This is a genomic window from Shimia sp. MMG029, assembly GCF_027947445.1.
Classification (GTDB): Bacteria; Pseudomonadota; Alphaproteobacteria; order Rhodobacterales; family Rhodobacteraceae; genus Shimia.
Map to the genome: position 1 here is coordinate 91,504 of NZ_JAQJIM010000004.1, position 15,866 is coordinate 107,369.

The window sequence follows — 15,866 nt, forward strand, 5'->3', positions numbered from 1 at the left end:
TCCTAAAGGCGGATATCAACGCCGCTGCTTGCGGCGGAAAGTTGTGAATTTTGTTGCGCTGCCATTGAGATGGAGGCGTCTGCCTGGGCAGAGTCACCGCGCGACGAATCGCCTTGCCCACCGTCACCCTGACCAAACTCATTGTCCATTTGGGCCTGTTGGCTGGAGCCATCGCTGCCGCCTTGTTCAAAAGAGAACGAGACATCCTGATAGCCCATCTCCATGAAGTCTTTGCGCAGCAAATCCATGTGACGACGCATCAGTTCGGTTGTCGCTTGGCTATCCGCGCTGATGGTCACCGCCATCACCCCGCCGGTCTCAGCCAAAGACATACGTACTTTGCCAAGCTCTGGCGGATCCATTGTGAGTTCGATCAGATTTTTGTCGCTGGTTTTGACTGCGTCGGCAATCTGGCGCACCACATAGGCGGGATTAGGTGCGCTGTTGGCCAGCCGCGCCTGAGATGCCGCTTCTTGCGTGTTCATGATTCCGCGTGAGCTCATGCTGCTTTCTTCCAATGCAGCAGTCAAAACAGCTTCCGCAGCCTGAACTGGGGGTGTTTCGCTCTTTGTCAAAGCAGAGGGTGAGCCAGCGTACACCTGCTCCATGATGGCACGGGCCTGCATTTGCTGTGTAGTCGAAATGGTTGGTGTGGACGGAGCATCCGACTTGGGCGTTTGCGCATCAGCATCCGCGTCGATCTCGATTCGCGTGCTTCCTTGCGGGGAGCTTTCCTGCGCCAGCTGATCAACCATCGCCTTTTGTGCGGCAGTGGCTGTTGGCGCGATTGTTTGCGCCTGTTGGCCACTTTTGTTGCGCACCTGCACCTGCATCGGATCAAGCCCTTCAGGGGCTTCGGCAGCCAATTGTGCGGATTTGCCGTCTGCAGTCTGCGACGCTTCAGCGACCTTCGCTGCCGCTGCGGCTTGCGACTCGCCCGACGCTTGTTTCGCCAGTGCCGCGGTGTTCTGGGGTTGGGCAACAGTCACTTCGGTTGTCGCCTTTTCACCCTGCGCCTGCGTCGACATGCGCATCATTGCAGCGGTCTCTGTTGCATTTAGCGCTGCACGTTTGTCAGAGCCCCGCAAAGGCGCTTCAGCTTCCGCATCAGCATGATCTGGCGTTTCCGTCGCTGCAAAATCGGCCTCTTCCGAAGTTTCTTTTTCAGAAGAAGGCTTGCTCTTTTGGGAAGCCGAATCGCTCTCTACAGGCGCATCTTCTGCGCGGTCGCTTTTCGTTTCTGCTGTGTTGGGAAGATCGTCAGACGGGCGATCTTTCGCACCGTCCATATCCTCGTAAATATCAGAAAAACCGCTGTTTTCCTGATTTGTATTTGTCTGTTTCTTAGATGCGGCGGCTGCCGGTTGGGCGGGCTGCGGCGCAAGTACAGGCATGTTCATCCTAGGGCCTCCGGGAATTCTTCCACCGGGATCTCCCTAGCGCACCTTTCCTTACCACTTCTTTACCGTCCTAGGTCACAACGGAAAAACATGTGTAACCCGCGAGGCAAGAAATGCTCCACAATACGGCCCCAGTCGCGGTCCCGGTTGCGCCCAGTGCTCAGCCGGTCCGTCCGCTACCCACTGCTCAGGAGGAAGCGCTGCGCAGCGCTGCCAATGAGCTCGAAGTCACCTTTCTGGCTGAAATGCTAAAATCTGCCGGTCTCGGCAAAACCAGCGAATCCTTTGGCGGAGGGGCAGGCGAAGACCAGTTTTCCTCTTTCCTGCGCCAGGAACAGGCCCGCGCCATGGTCGATTCGGGGGGCATCGGCCTCTCCGAAGCGTTTTTCAATGCCTTAAAGGAGCGTGCCAATGTCTGAAGAGACCACGATTGATCTCGTCGAATCGCTGACAACCCTCTTGGAAGAAGAGCGCAGCATCCTGATTGAGGGAAAGCTTGATGCGCTCGAAGCGCTGCTTGCCCGCAAGGAAGCCCTCTTTGAAGAGCTTGAGGAGCTGCAAGAAGAAGATCCCATTGATCTTGATACCCTTGCGCCGCTGCAAGATCTTTTCCGCCGCAATCACGCTTTGTTGGAATCGACTCAGAGCGGCCTGCGCGCAACTCAGGAGCGTATGGGCACAATGCGGCGCGTGCGCACCTCTTTGGAAACCTACACCAACACAGGTCAACGTCAGGCTGTTCAAATGAGCGCCGGTCAACGTGTTGAAAAGAGAGCATAATTTCGGCTCTCGCAAGTTTAGTTAAAATGCCAGTGATTGCGGGGTTCGTGTTTAGGAAAGCGTTAGCACTTATCCCGCCATGTTGAACCCGCACTCCACAGAGGGTGGCACCGAGCCGGACAACCGGCGGTACATGTCAGAATGACGTTCAGGAGCGTTCCCACGAAGGGGGCGCAAAATACAAACCGGCGCAAAAGCGCCATATATATTAGGTATAGGAAAGCCATGACCAGCCTTCTGACAAACAACGGCGCAATGGTTGCGCTGCAAACCCTGAAATCCGTGAACGCAAGCCTTTCCGAGACTCAGGGTCAAATCTCCACCGGTAAAAAAGTGGACAACGCCAAGCAGAACGCAGCTGTTTGGGCGATCTCCAAGACCATGGAATCTGACGTAAACGGCTTCAAAGCGGTTCAGGAAAGCCTGTCTCTGGGTGAATCCACTGTTGCGGTTGCCCGTCAGGCGTCTGAAACCGTGACCGACCTGTTGGGTGAGATCAAAACTCGCATCGCTTCGGCGACTGGTGAGAACGTTGACCGCACCAAGCTGACCAACGAAATCAACTCCTTGAAAGAGCAGATTGGTTCTGTTGTTGGTGCTGCGCAGTTTAACGGCCTGAACCTCGTTAACGGCGGTGGCGGCACAAGTGTTCTGTCTTCACTTGACCGTGCAGGCAGCGGCGTTTCTGCTGAAACGATTGCAGTTGCTGCGCAGGATCTTTCTCAAGCGGACTATGCGGCGAAGAACACCTTCTCTACCACAGTTGCGGTTGGCGGCGCGTCCGTTTCTACGGCGGCTGACGCATTCTCTCTGACTGTGGATGCGGGTTCCAATGCGTCTATTGGTCTGAACGGTACTGATACTCTGGTAGAAGGCGACTCTGTTTCCATCACCATTGGAGATCGCACAGCGTCCTACACCGTTACCGCGAGTGATGTAACGGGTTCCAGCGATGTTGCAGAGATTGCCGCTCAGGGCCTTAAAGCGGCTGTCGACAACCTGGGTATCACAGGTCTGACTGTCGAGTATGCAGCTTCTGGTACACCTGCCAGCGACCAGCTGACCTTCAACGTAGCTGGTGGTGGTCAAGACCTTACCATTTCTGGTCAGTTCAAGAACGCAGGTTCTGGTGGTCTTGCTGCACTGGAAACACTTTCTATCGGTACACCTGCTGATGCACGTACTGCCTTGGGCACCATCGAAACGCTGATCAACACCACCATCAACGCAGGTGCTGCGTTTGGTACTGTTGAAAACCGTATCAGCATTCAGAAAGACTTCGTGTCTGGCCTGTCTGACTCCGTGAAATCCGGTATCGGTGCTCTGGTTGATGCGGATATGGAAGAAACCTCTGCACGTCTGCAGGCGCTTCAGGTTCAGCAACAGCTGGCGACCCAGTCGCTGTCTATCGCGAACCAGGGCCCACAGCAGCTGCTGTCCCTCTTCCGTTAATGGAATAGGGTGGGGGCGCCGCGCGCGCCCCCATTCCCTCCATTAGATCACCCTTCCTTACCATCTTTCAGGGAATTCTGACGTGACCCCAAACGCGCTTGCCAAAAAGGCATATAATCAAGCTTCTGCACCAACCAGAACCGCGGGGAAACTCGAGTACGATGTGATTGCACGCATCACCCACAATCTGAAAGAAGCGGCCAAAAAGGGCAAAAAACGCGGATTTCCGGCATTGGTGGAAGCCATTCATGAAAATCGCCAGCTCTGGACATTGCTCGCCACCATGGTGGCTGATGCAGACAATGAATTGCCAGAAGAGCTGCGCGCCCAGATTTTCTATCTCGCCGAGTTTACAGATCATCATAGCACCAAGGTGCTGGCGGGCGACGCCAACGTACGCCCCCTTCTTGAAGTCAACACCGCCATTTTGCGCGGTCTTCGAAGCGGAGCAGCAGCAGCATGAGCGGCCTTGTTCTTAAATTGAGCCCGAAAGAGCGGGTTCTGGTAAATGGCGCAGTGATTGAAAACGGCGACCGCCGGTCTCGTCTCTCCATCATGACCCCAAATGCCAACATCCTGCGTCTGCGGGATGCCATCCACCCCGAAGAGGCGAACACTCCAGTGCGCCGCGCTTGCTACTCTTTGCAGCTTGTGCTCTCCGGTGACGCGGATTCTGACGATCTGGAACGCACCCTGTTGCGTCATATCGAGGATCTCAGCCAGGTGTTTACAGATCACGACAGCCGTCGCCAAATCGCAATGGCAACCGAGGCTGTGATTGGCGGACGTCACTATCAGGGCCTCAAAGCGCTGCGCTCCCTTTTGCCACGTGAAGAGCGTTTGATGGCGGTGGCACAGCAATGACCTATCAGCCGATTGTCGTTGGAACAGGTCTCGTTGCATGGGGTTTCATGCAACGGACCATGGAGACTCAAACTGAAGCGTTTGAAAACTCTTTTGTGGTCAAACGCGATCTCGACTATTTTGCCGAAAACATCGGTAAGATTGAGAACGCCGAAGATCTGGTCAACGATCGTCAGCTCTTAAGTGTCGCGCTGGGCGCCTTTGGCCTCGAGGATGACATCAACAGCAAGTTTTTCGTCAAGACCATTCTGGAAGAAGGGTCACAGGCAGACGACGCGCTTGCAAACCGATTGGCGGACACGCGCTACCGCGAGTTTGCCGAGGCGTTCGGCTTTGGTGATCTCGGCGGCCCGTGGCACAAAACACCGGGGTTCGCCGAAAACATCCGTGAAGATTATGTCGCACGACAGTTTGAAAAAGCTGTTGGTGAGCAAGATGAGAACCTACGTTTTGCAATGAACACCATTCGCGAGCTCGACGACATCGCCTTGTCTGGCAACAGCGACAACACCAATTGGTTCACAGTGATGGGCAACCCGCCGCTGCGCAAAGTGTTCGAAACAGCCTTTGGCCTTCCAACAGAATTTGGTTCACAGGATCTGGATACGCAGCTGAACACGTTTCGTGAGCGGCTGAAGGACCTGACAGGTGATGGAGAGATTTCTCAGTTTGTCTCCACAACGTCACGTGATGAGCTTGTACAGCGCTTTTTGCTCATGTCAGAAATCAACAATGTGTCAGTTGCCAGCTCTGGTCAGATCGCGCTGACATTGCTTTCTTATTGATCAAGCACACACCGACTTCGCACTGTCGCAATACAGTCGCGTTACCGACGCAATACAGATGCAATACCGACGTTGGTTTTAAGAGAAAAAGGCGCGCTTTCCAGCGCGCCTTTTCTATATCTAGACACCGCGTGCCCCTGCACGTCTCAGCAGCAAAGTCAGCTTAGCAAAGGCGTTATCTATGGAAGCGCTCTGCCCATCAGCCAGGTATGTATCAAGCTCTGGCCAGGCCGTGATAGCTACATCCAAATTAGGGTCTGATCCAGCGGCATAAAGCCCCGCGCGGATCATTGTGGCGGATTGCTCATAGGCGCCCAAAAGCTTGCGAGCCTCTGAAATCACAGCGTTTTCTGTCTGAGTGGCACAATGAGGTAAGCTGCGTGAAACCGAGCGTAACAGATCGACAGCCGGGTAGCGCCCACGCTCTGCAATCTTGCGATCCAACACCACATGCCCATCCAAGACACCGCGCAAAATGTCTGCAATCGGCTCATCCATATCCGACCCCGCCACCAGAACGCTGAAAATCCCGGTAATGTCTCCTTGGCTTTCCAGCCCTGGCCCCGCACGTTCACAAAGTGACATGATCATATGAGATGTCGACGGCGGATAGCCTCGCAGCGCTGGCATTTCTCCGGCAGCAACGGCCACTTCACGGTGTGCTTCGGCGAATCGTGTGATCGAATCCGCCATAAAAATCACGTGTTTACCCTGATCGCGGAAGTGTTCTGCAACGCTCATTGCTGCCAGTGCGCAACGCCTGCGTACGAGCGGCGATTGATCAGATGTTGCGGCCACAACGATGGAGCGTTTTAGCCCCTCAGGGCCCAAAACGTGCTCGACAAATTCACGCAGCTCTCGCCCACGTTCACCAATCAAGGCGATGACCGCAATGTCACCTGTCATGTGGCGCGCGAACTGCCCCATCAGGCTCGACTTCCCGACGCCAGAACCTGCAAACAAACCAATGCGTTGTCCCCTCACGATCGGCAGCATCGTGTTGAATACCGCCATCCCGGTCTCAAGCCGCTCTCCGAGTGCACGCCGGGCAGCTGGCGGGGGAGGGCTGTTTTTGAGTGGGCGCATCTCTGGTCCACGCAACAAAGGCTTTCCATCCAATGGGTTACCATAAGGGTCAATGATACGGCCAATCCACGCATCCGAGGGGGCGATTCCGATCTGGTCTCTCAGAGACACGCGATCTCCGATGGAAACGCCATCGGGCGCCGCATCAGGTAACATCGTGATATCTTTGCTGTGCAACTGGATGACTTCGCCTGAGATTTTACGCTCATCTTGAAGTGTCACCTCAAGCAGATCACCGATTCGGGCGACCGAATTGAGGGCACGTACCCTTAGTAAGTTGCCTTCTACCGCGCAAACCCGGCCTATATCTTTGATTGGGCGCACTCTTTTAAGTTCTGCGCTCAGGCTTTCTAGCCCTTTTGTGTCCATTGGATTCTCCAAAGCTCGTACGAAACACTTTCTAAAGGAATCAGGGTTAAGCCTTGCTTTAAGTTGTTCGAGGGAGAAGCCCCGATGTTCAAATCATTGGACGTTTTTAAAGCCGCCCATGCGATGGGTAAACATGCTGCCGCACGACAGGCTGTCGTTGCGCAAAACATGGCGAATGCGGATACGCCTGGGTATCAGGCCCGTGATATCAAACCTTTCAAAGAGCTTTACCAGAATGACTCGGGTGTTGGTAGCATGCGCGCCACACGTGCAGGTCATCATGGAAGCAGCCTTGAGTCATCAGGCGTAGCACCAGGTCTCGCAACTGCTGAAGTTTCTCCCAATGGCAATAGCGTCTCCGTCGAAGAAGAGATGCTGAAGGCGGTCGATGTCAAGCGACAGCACGATCGTTCGGTTGCCATCTATAAGTCAGCATTGACTGTCTTGCGCGCAGCAGCCGCGCGCTAACGAAAAGGTTTTGGATTTATGAGCGATTTTGGCACCGCACTCAGCGTTACATCCTCTGGCTTGCGCGCACAGGCAGCGCGTTTGCGGCATGTTTCAGAAAACATCGCAAACGCTGATACCCCTGGATACCAACGTAAGACCGTGAGCTTTGAAGCCGATACGGCGTCTGGAGACGGGCGCGTAACCGTAAGCCCCGTGCAACTCGATCGCACTGAAGGACAGCAGATCTACGATCCAAGCCATCCAATGGCGGATGCGTCGGGCAACTATCTGAGTTCTAACGTTGATATGATCATCGAAATTGCTGACGCGCGCGAAGCGCAGCGCAGCTACGAGGCCAATCTCAAAATGTTTGACCAAACCCGACAAATGTCATCCTCGCTGATGGAACTGTTGAGAAAATAACACTTGAATAAGGAGAGCCAGAATGGATGTCCGTACAGTACTCGCCGCACAGAAATACACCGCTTCAAAGCCTGCAACTGGACCGGCTGAAAATGGCCAAGGCGGCAATGTCCTATTCGGGATGGCCAAAGACTTTGCCGCAACGCTTCAAGAAAGCGAGCAGGTGTCGATGCAGGCCATGACTGGCAAAGCAGATCCGCACACGTTGGTGCAGGCTTTGGCTCAGACGGAACTTGCGGTCGAAACCGCTGTTACCGTTCGAAATAAGGTTGTTGAAGCCTATCAAGAAATCCTGCGCATGCCTGTCTGATGCTGGAGCAGGCCATCTTCTTTGACACTCTGCGCCAAGGGCTTTGGGTCGCAGTTCTGATTTCCACGCCAATTCTGGCAGTGGCGTTGGTTTCTGGTGTGGTCGTTGGCCTGTTTCAAGCGCTTACGTCAATTCAGGAAATGACGCTGACGTTTGTGCCCAAGGTCTTGTGCATCGTCATTATCTTCTGGGCGACCATGGGCTTTATGGTTCAGACGCTGGTGTCGTTTTTTCAATCTCAAATTATCCCGCTTGTTGTCGGAGGCTGACTATGGATAACGCTGGCTACACAACCCTGACCCGTCAATCTGGCTTGAAACGCGAGATGACGGTGCTCGCCAACAATATTGCCAATGCTGCGACCACCGGGTACCGCGCCGAAGGGGTCACATTCTCCGAGTTTATTAAGTCTGCACCGGGTACGGAAAGTATCTCGATGGCGGCAGCGAACGTGCAAACCACCTCTCTGGAGCAAGGCGCCCTTAAAAGAACCGGTGGGGATTTTGACTTTGCCATTGAAGGCACCGGTTTTTTTCTCATCCAGACCCCAGAGGGTGAACGCCTGACTCGCGCTGGGGCTTTCACACCAAATGAAAATGGCGATCTGGTGACTATGGATGGGAACTTGGTCTTGGACGCCGGCGGCGCGCCCGTGTTCATCCCACCAGATGCAAAAGGTGTTGAGGTGTCCTCAGACGGGACTGTCAGCGTAGATGGCGAGCCTCTTGGGCAGATTGGTCTGTATCGTCCGATCAATCCGCTGGATCTTAAGCGCGAGTCTGGTGTGCTGTTTGATGCACCTGATGGTTATGAGCCGATCGAAGAAGGGCGCATGCTTCAGGGCTTTCTTGAGAATTCCAACGTGAACCCGATCACTCAGATTTCGCGCATGATCGAGGTGCAGCGGGCCTATGAAATGGGTCAGACCTTCCTTGACAACGAACACAACCGCATTCGCGACGCGGTGAAAAACCTCATCAAGTAACCAAAGGATTTTGCCATGCGAGCCCTTACGATTGCAGCCACAGGCATGAGCGCACAGCAGCTGCGTGTCGAAACCATTTCAAATAACCTCGCAAACATGTCGACCACAGGTTACAACGCGCGGCGCGCTGAATTTGCCGACTTGCATTATCAGCAAGTGTCGCGTGCGGGTGCGATCAGTGCTTCTGACGGATCGGTTTTGCCAACAGGTGTTCAAGTTGGTTTGGGCGTTCGTCCTTCTGCGATTTCTGTCCAATTGGAACAAGGTTCGCTGTCCAATACAGGCGGTGACCTTGATATCGCGATCGAAGGCAAAGGCTATCTGGAAGTGGAACTGCCTTCCGGGCAATCTGCATATACACGAGACGGTGGACTGAAGCGCAGTGCGGATGGTCTCATCGTCACGTCTGATGGCTTCCCGGTCGCGCCTCAGATTACCATTCCTGAAGATGCGCGCAGCATCTCGATCAATGCCGATGGTGAGGTCTATGCGTACTTCAATGATGCCCCTGAAGCGGAGCTTTTGGGCAGCTTTACCTTGGCGAATTTTTCTAACGCCAAGGGTTTGGAAGCGATTGGCAGCAACCTCTTTTTAGAAACCGAAGCTTCCGGTGCCCCGGCGGTTTCTGATCCTGGTCAAGATGGACTTGGCACTTTGCGTCAAGGGTATCTCGAAGACAGCTCTGTTGACGCTGTTCGCGAAGTGACCGAGCTGATCGAAGCGCAGCGCGGCTATGAAATGAACGCCAAGGTTATCACAGCGGCTGACCAGATGATGGCTGCCACATCGCAGGTGAGATAAGATGAAACGCATCCTAACAGCTGTCCTTTTGATGAGTGCTGGTTCGGTTTCGGCGGAGATCGTCGTGGCGACCCAAACCATTCGCGCGAATACGATCGTCACCGCTGACGTTGTTGGCGTGAAAAAAGGTGATGTGGCCGGGGTGCATTCTGATCTGGAAGCCGTCATCGGCCAAGAAGCGCGCAAAGCAATATATCCAGGTCGTCCTATTCGGCTTGGAGATATTGGTGCGCCAGCTCTTGTTGAGCGCAATCAAGTTGTAAACCTTCGCTACAACGCGGGTGGCTTGGCTATTTCTACGGAAGGCCGTTCACTGGCTCGGGCAGGAGCTGGAGAGTCCCTGCGCGTAATGAATATCGGATCTCGTTCGACTGTGACCGGTATCGTGATGCCAGACGGCAGTGTCCATGTGTCTAACTAATCAAAGGAAGAGAGTCGTGCGTCTTTTTTCAGCAATCCTCATGATTTCAGCGCTGGCTGTTTCCGCATGTGCCCGCATGGATCATATCGGTAAAGCCCCGACATTTTCGCCCACCACCAATACGCAAGAGCACTATGCGATGATGAATCCACCGTTGCCGGTGCAAACAAATGTGTCGCGAAGATCAGACAGTGCCTCGCTCTGGAGCGGAAATAAACAGTCTTTGCTGGGTGACCGTCGTGCAGCACAGCGTGGCGACATTTTGACGGTTGTGATTGAAGTTGATGAAGAAGCGGAAATCGACAACGAAACAGAGCGCAACCGCAGTGGTAGTGAAAGCCTAAGCGTGCCGCAGCTGATCGGTATTCCTCAACGTGTGAATGGCCGTCTTCCCGAAGGTGCGACCACAGACCCACTTGTTGATCTGACATCTTCTAGCAAAAGCAGTGGTGACGGTTCCGTTAAGCGTAGCGAAAAGCTGACATTGCGTGTGGCTGCCACGATCACGGATGTGCTTCCTAACGGCGTTCTTGCTATCCAGGGAACGCAGGAGCTTCGTGTGAATTTTGAACTGAGAGAACTTCTTGTATCGGGCTATGTAAGACCGGCAGATATCTCACGGAAGAACGAAATTACCTTTGATAAAATCGCGTCAGCTCGGGTCTCATATGGTGGCCGTGGACAAATCACCGACGTGCAACAACCAAGAATTGGGCAGCAAGTTCTGGATGCTGTGCTCCCATTCTGATCGGGGACGACTATGAAGAAACTTCTTCCAATCATTATGTTGCTAGTAGGCGTGGGGGCTGGCGTCGGAGCAGGCATTGCCCTGCGCCCGGCACCTGAACCTCCTGTCATGGACGCTGAAATGGCCGAAGGTGCAGAGCACTCTGACGAACACGCCATGAAGAAAGAGCCTAAGAAAGAAGATAAGGCAGAGGGTGTCCCAACCGGACGTGAATACGTTGAGCTGGTTGATCAGTTCATTATTCCCGTTGTGAACGACAGCTCTGTTACATCTCTCATCCTGATCACATTGACCCTAGAAGTGGATGCCGGAACGACTGAAAGTGTGTTCCAGGCGGAGCCACGCATTCGTGGCGCTCTACTGCAAGCGATGTTTGATCACGCCAATATCGGAGGCTTCAATGGCGCCTTTACGAATTCCAGCAAACTGGAACCGCTTCGTCAGACATTCGTAGATGTGGCGCAGAGTGTTTATGGAGACGAAATCTCCGATGTGCTGATTGTTCAAATCACGCGCCAGGACGTATCCTAAAGGAACTCGCCGCACGCATTTGAGTGTTAGGTCAAATAGAAAACGCGCTGGGCGAAAGCCTAGCGCGTTTTTCTTTTCGTTTCAGATAGATTGGTGAGTTAGACAGCGTTGTTGGGATTTTATCCGCAGCTCAGCTTCGTCTCCATCACCGAATCGATCAATGCCAGTTGGCGCAATTGACGACGTTTGAACTCGGCATCTTCCAGTAAGTTTTGCATTACGTCCGCTTTGCCGAAATGATTTTGCAGCTCTCGGTAGGCCATCTCTTTACGCACCAACACGTTTGCAAGCTGGTGATTGAGAATTTTCCTGTTCCGGCCAATCCAGTTATTCCATGCCAAGTCGCCACCCGTCATGCTCATCATACTGTCGCTGCGCATGCTTTCGCGGCCGGCTTTTTCCTGTTCTGTCAGGTCATTGAGCAAGCCGCGAAGCTTGTTTTCCTCCGCTTGTACCGCTTGCATCGCCGATTGAGCTTTTTGGTAGCGCGCTTGAGTAATCACATGCAGATCATTTAGGTCTTCGCTCATACGCGGCCTTTCGCTCGTGCACGCATCGCATCCGCAAAGCGGATGGCTGCTGCGACGGCTTGGTATTGTTCTTCTGGAATTTCTTGACCGATTTCCACGATCGCATGCAGCGCGCGCGCGGTTGGAGGATCACGGTGAATTGGAATTGCAGCTTCTTGAGCTTTTTCTCTGATGCGTGCGGCGATTTCGTCAACACCCTTGGCAACGCAGATTGGCGCTGCGCCAGGTAGACGGGACCATTTGAGCGCGACGGCGTAGTGCGTGGGGTTCACGATGATCACATCTGCTTCCGGCACATCCGCCAGCATCTGGTTCATTGCGATTTCTTGTCCCTTTTGACGGCGCTGCTGCTTCATATGTGGATCGCCCTCGGATTCCTTTTGTTCGTCTGTCATTTCCTTGCGCGTCATCATGTTCTTGCGAATATGCTCTGCGCGTTGCCAGAAATAGTCGACAACCGCGATAGAGGCGGCGACAACAATGACGATCATGAGAAACTCAAGCATCAGTCGCCCTAAAAGCGCGGGCACCATAATGGGGTCGAGTTGAATGGAAGATGCCATTTCTGGCATTCTGATGTTTAGGAAAATGCCCAGGCAAATCGAATAAATCGTGAGTTTGACAAAGCTCTTTGCAAACTCAAACAGGCCGTTGCGCCCAAATTTATTCTTTGCGTTGGAAATAGGGCTGATTTTTGAGAGCTTTGGTTGGATTTTCGAAGGCGTAAACAGAAAGGCGTTCTGAGCGATGATACTCAGAATAACTGCGATCATCGGGATGAAAAACCAGGGTGCGATAGACCAAATTGTTTCCATCATGATACCGCCCATCGGGGCGGAAGGGCTGCCTTCGAAAACGAGGGGAGCAATGGATTCAGCCTGATCCAGTAGGACCATCAGTCCATTGCCCGCAGCTTTGATTGTGCCGGCGCCTATAACCAAAAATGCCAATGTGATGCCCAGATAACCCGCGGCAACTGAAACATCAGCGGACTTTGCGATTTCACCCTTTTTTCGTGCCTGCTCCAGTTTCTGCTGGGTTGGCTCAAAGGACTTTTCGCTGTCATCGTCCTGACCGCCCCCGCTCATCGCAGGCCCTCAATCGGATTGATCATGAAGCCCTGCAACGCGCCCCACCAAAGCGTCAAAAGAGCGGGGGCCACGAGGAACAGGAGGAACAAACCGCCAGCTGTAATAAGGGGGGCGCCAACAAACGCTACCATCAACTGCGGCATAGCGCGGTTGATGACGCCTAGCATGAGGTTGTAGATTGCAGAAATAATCACAAATGGCGCCGCCAGGCGGAACGCCATGCCAAAGGCTGAGGAAACCTGCGGTACACCCCACTCTGTCATGATTTCTCTCGCTGGGAAAACTCCGGCTGGGAATAGCATGTAGGACCCGATCAGATAGCGGGCGAGATAGACATGCAGCCCCATTGTTACGGCAAGCGCGAAGCCGCCAAGAACCAGAACGTTGCCGATGGCTGGCAGTGGTTCACCAGATGCACCGCCCAGCAATTGTGCGAGTGATGTGGACTGGCCGGCGATGGTGCCCGCGGTCTGGAGTGCAAAAATAAACATGCGCACAGAAACGCCAATCAAAAGGCCAATCAATACTTCTGTCACCGTGTAGCGCGCAACTGCGCCCATGCTCGGAGGAACCGATTCAAAAACGGGTACGGCTGGCGCGACAATCGCTGTGAAAGCAAGGGCGACGCCAAGTTTTATCCGGGGAGGTACGCTCTGTTCACCAAATGCAGGAAAGACAGAAACCGCTGCACCAATGCGCAAAAACACAAGGAAGCCATGCCAAAGCATAGCTTCCGTTATGTTTAGAACCGCCAGCGCATTCTCCATCATGCGGCCACAACCCCCACAAGTGCTGGCCGGGCGTCTAATCCGATTTCCTCAAAAGAAAGCACCGGGTTGGAGATACCTTTGGCGCTCAAAACGGTTCGGAGGAAACGTCTGCGGCGTGTTGAGGTAACGAGGGCGGCGAAGATACCACTGTTTCCGGCCTCATTCATGCGATCGGCGATCGATTGTGCGAGTGAATTGAACACATCAGGAGGCAACGCGACATCCATATTTCCTGCCTCTCCGTCCACTTGATAGGTGGCAAACGTATCTTCCCATTCTGGTGCGAGCTGCACGAGTGGGATTGTACCGTCTTCGCGTTTGAGTTCGGAAATCAATTGAAAGCCAAGTCGTTGGCGCACGTTTTCGCAAATGGCATCTGGCATAACGCTGACATGTCGTGCTTCGGCGATGCCCTCCAGGATGAGAGGCATATTTCTGATGGAAACCTGTTCGTCCAGCAGCATACGCAAGATGCGGTGCAAGAGATCAAGTGGAACTTTATCCGGAACAAACTCGTCCATCATACGGCGGTTGGCTTCTGCACGTACAGGATCTGAAAGATTCACCATCTCATCCAAGATCCGCCGCAGCGCCTTGAACGTCAGAAGACGACCGAAGTTGGTCTTGATGGTTTCCAGAAGATGTGTCGCCAGCACTTCGCCGGGCGTCACAATGGTAATGCCAGACAGCGCTGCGGCTTCCTGCGCTTTACTGTCAATCCAGCGCGCGGGTGCGCCATAGACCGGCTCCGACACATCTTCGCCCGGAGGCAGCGCGTCTGGCGTGTCACCAGCAAGGGCTAGCACCTTCTCTGGCTCTAGCCTGTCACGCACCTGCTCCACACCCTGAATGCGGATGGTGTAAGTGCCATTGGGCAAAGAGGGTTCATCCGTCAAACGAATTTCAGGAAGGATCAGGCCGAAAGTCGAAGCAACGTGAGTCCGCATATTGGTGATCCGTGCATCCAGACCAGCACCAGGGTCGAGCACCATATTGACCAGATCTGTTGCAAATTCCACGTGGATGTCATCCAGATCCAAGACATCACCGATCGGCTTGTCGCGTGGTAGCACGGGTGCCTCTTCTTCGACCGTAGCCTCTTCTTCTTGTTCTTTGTTTTTGTAAAGGTAGTAGGCTGCTGATCCCAGAACCGCGCCCCCAAATAGGAAGGGCAGGAAGGGCAGGCCCGGAACCAGAGCAAAGAGCACCATGAGCACAGCCACAGTTGCAAGCGCGGGGGGGTAGTTGCCGAGCTGTTTTACCAGCGTGAGGTCGGTCGACCCTGTGGACCCTCCGCGTGCCAGCAACAAGGCTGATGCGATCGAAATGATCACGGCTGGGATCTGGGTGACCAGACCGTCGCCAACAGTCAGGATCGCATAGGTTTCGAAGGCCTGACCAATTGGCATGCCGTGAATGGCAACCCCCATGATCAGGCCCATCACCAGATTGAGCAGTGTGATCAAAAGGCCAGCGACAGCATCGCCTTTTACGAACTTTGAGGCACCGTCGAGTGAGCCAAAGAACGTTGTTTCTTGCTGTTCGCGCTCGCGGCGTGCCTTGGCTTCGGCGTGGTCAATGGCGCCTGCGGACATGTCGCTGTCGATGGCAAGCTGTTTGCCTGGCATCCCATCCAGCGCAAAACGTGCACCGACTTCGGCCATTCTGGTTGCACCTTTGTTGATCACCATGAAGTTCACAATCAAAAGAACGCAGAACACGACCAAACCAAGGAAGACACTGCCGCCCATAACAAAGTTGGCGAAGCCTTCGATCACGTCGCCTGCAGCGCCGGTTCCCGTGTGACCCTGGCCGATAATGAGCTTGGTTGACGATACGTTGAGCGAAAGGCGCAGCATCAGGGATGCGAGCAAGATCGTCGGGAAGGCGGAAAAATCCAGAGGACGCTCAATAAAGAGCGTGACCGTAAAAATCAAAATAGCCAAAGCAAAGGATGCGGCCAGACCGATATCCAAGACCCAGGACGGCATTGGGAGGATCATCATGACTATAATTGCCATGAGGGCCAGAGCCAAAAGGATGGTGGGACTGAATAGTGTTTTGAGTGTT

21 protein-coding genes are annotated in these 15,866 nt (G+C 53.9%); 15 read left to right on the forward strand and 6 right to left on the reverse strand.

What is annotated here, in order from left to right:
- Positions 1–2: 2 nt before the first annotated feature.
- Entirely contained in the window at positions 3–1,400 is a 1,398-nt protein-coding gene (locus PJL69_RS11660; protein ID WP_271309802.1) for a flagellar hook-length control protein FliK, read from the reverse strand.
- Between the two features lie 113 nt (positions 1,401–1,513).
- Between PJL69_RS11660 and PJL69_RS11665 the strand changes: the two genes are divergently transcribed.
- The 6 genes from PJL69_RS11665 (at position 1,514) to PJL69_RS11690 (ending at position 5,281) form a co-directional block, all read left to right on the forward strand.
- On the forward strand, positions 1,514–1,819 hold the full coding sequence (locus tag PJL69_RS11665; RefSeq protein WP_271309803.1) for a rod-binding protein: 306 nt from the start codon (positions 1,514–1,516) through the stop codon (positions 1,817–1,819).
- Positions 1,812–2,180 carry a flagellar biosynthesis protein FlgN gene (locus PJL69_RS11670; RefSeq protein ID WP_271309804.1) on the forward strand — a complete coding sequence of 123 codons (369 nt, stop codon included), beginning with the start codon at positions 1,812–1,814 and terminating at the stop codon, positions 2,178–2,180. The genes PJL69_RS11665 and PJL69_RS11670 overlap by 8 nt, the downstream gene beginning before the upstream one ends.
- A gap of 225 nt (positions 2,181–2,405) precedes the next feature.
- Positions 2,406–3,632, forward strand: a complete 1,227-nt coding sequence (locus tag PJL69_RS11675; RefSeq protein ID WP_271309805.1) for a flagellin — start codon at positions 2,406–2,408, stop codon at positions 3,630–3,632.
- A gap of 82 nt (positions 3,633–3,714) precedes the next feature.
- Positions 3,715–4,095, forward strand: coding sequence for a flagellar biosynthesis regulator FlaF (gene flaF / locus PJL69_RS11680; RefSeq protein WP_271309806.1), 381 nt, complete (start codon positions 3,715–3,717; stop codon positions 4,093–4,095).
- Positions 4,092–4,496 carry a flagellar biosynthesis repressor FlbT gene (gene flbT, locus PJL69_RS11685; protein ID WP_271309807.1) on the forward strand — a complete coding sequence of 135 codons (405 nt, stop codon included), beginning with the start codon at positions 4,092–4,094 and terminating at the stop codon, positions 4,494–4,496. Before flaF ends, flbT begins: the two co-directional genes overlap by 4 nt.
- 47 nt (positions 4,497–4,543) lie before the next feature.
- Positions 4,544–5,281, forward strand: coding sequence for a DUF1217 domain-containing protein (locus tag PJL69_RS11690; protein WP_271309808.1), 738 nt, complete (start codon positions 4,544–4,546; stop codon positions 5,279–5,281).
- 120 nt (positions 5,282–5,401) lie between these two features.
- Here PJL69_RS11690 and PJL69_RS11695 read toward each other — a convergent pair whose 3' ends face one another.
- Entirely contained in the window at positions 5,402–6,736 is a 1,335-nt protein-coding gene (locus PJL69_RS11695) for a FliI/YscN family ATPase (protein ID WP_271309809.1), read from the reverse strand.
- Positions 6,737–6,820: 84 nt separating this feature from the next.
- On the opposite strand from PJL69_RS11695, the gene PJL69_RS11700 reads away from it, so the two are divergent.
- The 9 genes from PJL69_RS11700 to PJL69_RS11740 are packed head-to-tail and all read left to right on the forward strand — an operon-like array spanning position 6,821 to position 11,405.
- On the forward strand, positions 6,821–7,204 hold the full coding sequence (locus PJL69_RS11700) for a FlgB family protein (protein WP_271309810.1): 384 nt from the start codon (positions 6,821–6,823) through the stop codon (positions 7,202–7,204).
- 18 nt (positions 7,205–7,222) lie between these two features.
- Positions 7,223–7,609: a flagellar basal body rod protein FlgC gene (gene flgC, locus PJL69_RS11705; protein ID WP_271309811.1), complete on the forward strand. Its 387-nt coding sequence runs from the start codon at positions 7,223–7,225 to the stop codon at positions 7,607–7,609.
- Positions 7,610–7,631: 22 nt separating this feature from the next.
- Entirely contained in the window at positions 7,632–7,919 is a 288-nt protein-coding gene (gene fliE / locus PJL69_RS11710) for a flagellar hook-basal body complex protein FliE (RefSeq protein WP_271309812.1), read from the forward strand.
- Positions 7,919–8,188, forward strand: a complete 270-nt coding sequence (locus PJL69_RS11715) for a flagellar biosynthetic protein FliQ (protein WP_209097840.1) — start codon at positions 7,919–7,921, stop codon at positions 8,186–8,188. The genes fliE and PJL69_RS11715 overlap by 1 nt, the downstream gene beginning before the upstream one ends.
- Positions 8,189–8,190: 2 nt before the next feature.
- Entirely contained in the window at positions 8,191–8,904 is a 714-nt protein-coding gene (locus PJL69_RS11720; RefSeq protein ID WP_209097841.1) for a flagellar hook-basal body complex protein, read from the forward strand.
- Positions 8,905–8,919: 15 nt separating this feature from the next.
- Complete coding sequence (gene flgG / locus PJL69_RS11725; RefSeq protein ID WP_271309813.1) at positions 8,920–9,705, forward strand: flagellar basal-body rod protein FlgG; 786 nt, start codon at positions 8,920–8,922, stop codon at positions 9,703–9,705.
- A 1-nt stretch (position 9,706) separates the two neighbouring features.
- Positions 9,707–10,126 (forward strand): flagellar basal body P-ring formation chaperone FlgA, encoded by a 420-nt coding sequence (flgA, locus tag PJL69_RS11730; RefSeq protein WP_209097843.1) that lies wholly within the window; start codon positions 9,707–9,709, stop codon positions 10,124–10,126.
- 40 nt (positions 10,127–10,166) lie between these two features.
- Complete coding sequence (gene flgH, locus PJL69_RS11735; RefSeq protein ID WP_271309994.1) at positions 10,167–10,874, forward strand: flagellar basal body L-ring protein FlgH; 708 nt, start codon at positions 10,167–10,169, stop codon at positions 10,872–10,874.
- Positions 10,875–10,886: 12 nt separating this feature from the next.
- The gene (locus PJL69_RS11740) at positions 10,887–11,405 is read left to right on the forward strand and encodes a flagellar basal body-associated protein FliL (protein WP_271309814.1); all 519 of its coding nucleotides are present in this window, start codon (positions 10,887–10,889) and stop codon (positions 11,403–11,405) included.
- Between the two features lie 119 nt (positions 11,406–11,524).
- On the opposite strand, the gene PJL69_RS11745 is transcribed toward PJL69_RS11740, so the two are convergent.
- Genes PJL69_RS11745 through flhA form a run of 4 tightly spaced genes read right to left on the reverse strand, consistent with a single transcriptional unit; the run spans position 11,525 to position 15,817 of the window.
- Positions 11,525–11,935: a hypothetical protein gene (locus PJL69_RS11745; protein WP_271309815.1), complete on the reverse strand. Its 411-nt coding sequence runs from the start codon at positions 11,933–11,935 to the stop codon at positions 11,525–11,527.
- Complete coding sequence (locus tag PJL69_RS11750; RefSeq protein ID WP_271309816.1) at positions 11,932–13,023, reverse strand: EscU/YscU/HrcU family type III secretion system export apparatus switch protein; 1,092 nt, start codon at positions 13,021–13,023, stop codon at positions 11,932–11,934. The genes PJL69_RS11745 and PJL69_RS11750 overlap by 4 nt, the downstream gene beginning before the upstream one ends.
- Complete coding sequence (locus PJL69_RS11755; protein ID WP_441347485.1) at positions 13,020–13,796, reverse strand: flagellar biosynthetic protein FliR; 777 nt, start codon at positions 13,794–13,796, stop codon at positions 13,020–13,022. Before PJL69_RS11755 ends, PJL69_RS11750 begins: the two co-directional genes overlap by 4 nt.
- Complete coding sequence (flhA, locus tag PJL69_RS11760) at positions 13,793–15,817, reverse strand: flagellar biosynthesis protein FlhA (RefSeq protein ID WP_441347486.1); 2,025 nt, start codon at positions 15,815–15,817, stop codon at positions 13,793–13,795. The genes PJL69_RS11755 and flhA overlap by 4 nt, the downstream gene beginning before the upstream one ends.
- Positions 15,818–15,866: the final 49 nt, after the last annotated feature.

Excerpts from the sequence above, each read along its gene's own strand:
- PJL69_RS11660 (WP_271309802.1), bottom strand. The coding sequence starts at position 1,400 with ATGAACATGCCTGTACTTGCGCCGCAGCCCGCCCAACCGGCAGCCGCC.
- PJL69_RS11665 (WP_271309803.1), top strand. The coding sequence starts at position 1,514 with ATGCTCCACAATACGGCCCCAGTCGCGGTCCCGGTTGCGCCCAGTGCT.
- PJL69_RS11670 (WP_271309804.1), top strand. The coding sequence starts at position 1,812 with ATGTCTGAAGAGACCACGATTGATCTCGTCGAATCGCTGACAACCCTC.
- PJL69_RS11675 (WP_271309805.1), top strand. The coding sequence starts at position 2,406 with ATGACCAGCCTTCTGACAAACAACGGCGCAATGGTTGCGCTGCAAACC.
- flbT (WP_271309807.1), top strand. The coding sequence starts at position 4,092 with ATGAGCGGCCTTGTTCTTAAATTGAGCCCGAAAGAGCGGGTTCTGGTA.
- PJL69_RS11690 (WP_271309808.1), top strand. The coding sequence starts at position 4,544 with ATGCAACGGACCATGGAGACTCAAACTGAAGCGTTTGAAAACTCTTTT.
- PJL69_RS11695 (WP_271309809.1), bottom strand. The coding sequence starts at position 6,736 with ATGGACACAAAAGGGCTAGAAAGCCTGAGCGCAGAACTTAAAAGAGTG.
- PJL69_RS11700 (WP_271309810.1), top strand. The coding sequence starts at position 6,821 with ATGTTCAAATCATTGGACGTTTTTAAAGCCGCCCATGCGATGGGTAAA.
- flgC (WP_271309811.1), top strand. The coding sequence starts at position 7,223 with ATGAGCGATTTTGGCACCGCACTCAGCGTTACATCCTCTGGCTTGCGC.
- fliE (WP_271309812.1), top strand. The coding sequence starts at position 7,632 with ATGGATGTCCGTACAGTACTCGCCGCACAGAAATACACCGCTTCAAAG.
- PJL69_RS11715 (WP_209097840.1), top strand. The coding sequence starts at position 7,919 with ATGCTGGAGCAGGCCATCTTCTTTGACACTCTGCGCCAAGGGCTTTGG.
- PJL69_RS11720 (WP_209097841.1), top strand. The coding sequence starts at position 8,191 with ATGGATAACGCTGGCTACACAACCCTGACCCGTCAATCTGGCTTGAAA.
- flgG (WP_271309813.1), top strand. The coding sequence starts at position 8,920 with ATGCGAGCCCTTACGATTGCAGCCACAGGCATGAGCGCACAGCAGCTG.
- flgA (WP_209097843.1), top strand. The coding sequence starts at position 9,707 with ATGAAACGCATCCTAACAGCTGTCCTTTTGATGAGTGCTGGTTCGGTT.
- flgH (WP_271309994.1), top strand. The coding sequence starts at position 10,167 with ATGATTTCAGCGCTGGCTGTTTCCGCATGTGCCCGCATGGATCATATC.
- PJL69_RS11740 (WP_271309814.1), top strand. The coding sequence starts at position 10,887 with ATGAAGAAACTTCTTCCAATCATTATGTTGCTAGTAGGCGTGGGGGCT.
- PJL69_RS11745 (WP_271309815.1), bottom strand. The coding sequence starts at position 11,935 with ATGAGCGAAGACCTAAATGATCTGCATGTGATTACTCAAGCGCGCTAC.
- PJL69_RS11750 (WP_271309816.1), bottom strand. The coding sequence starts at position 13,023 with ATGAGCGGGGGCGGTCAGGACGATGACAGCGAAAAGTCCTTTGAGCCA.
- PJL69_RS11755 (WP_441347485.1), bottom strand. The coding sequence starts at position 13,796 with ATGATGGAGAATGCGCTGGCGGTTCTAAACATAACGGAAGCTATGCTT.
- flhA (WP_441347486.1), bottom strand. The coding sequence starts at position 15,817 with ATGGCAATTATAGTCATGATGATCCTCCCAATGCCGTCCTGGGTCTTG.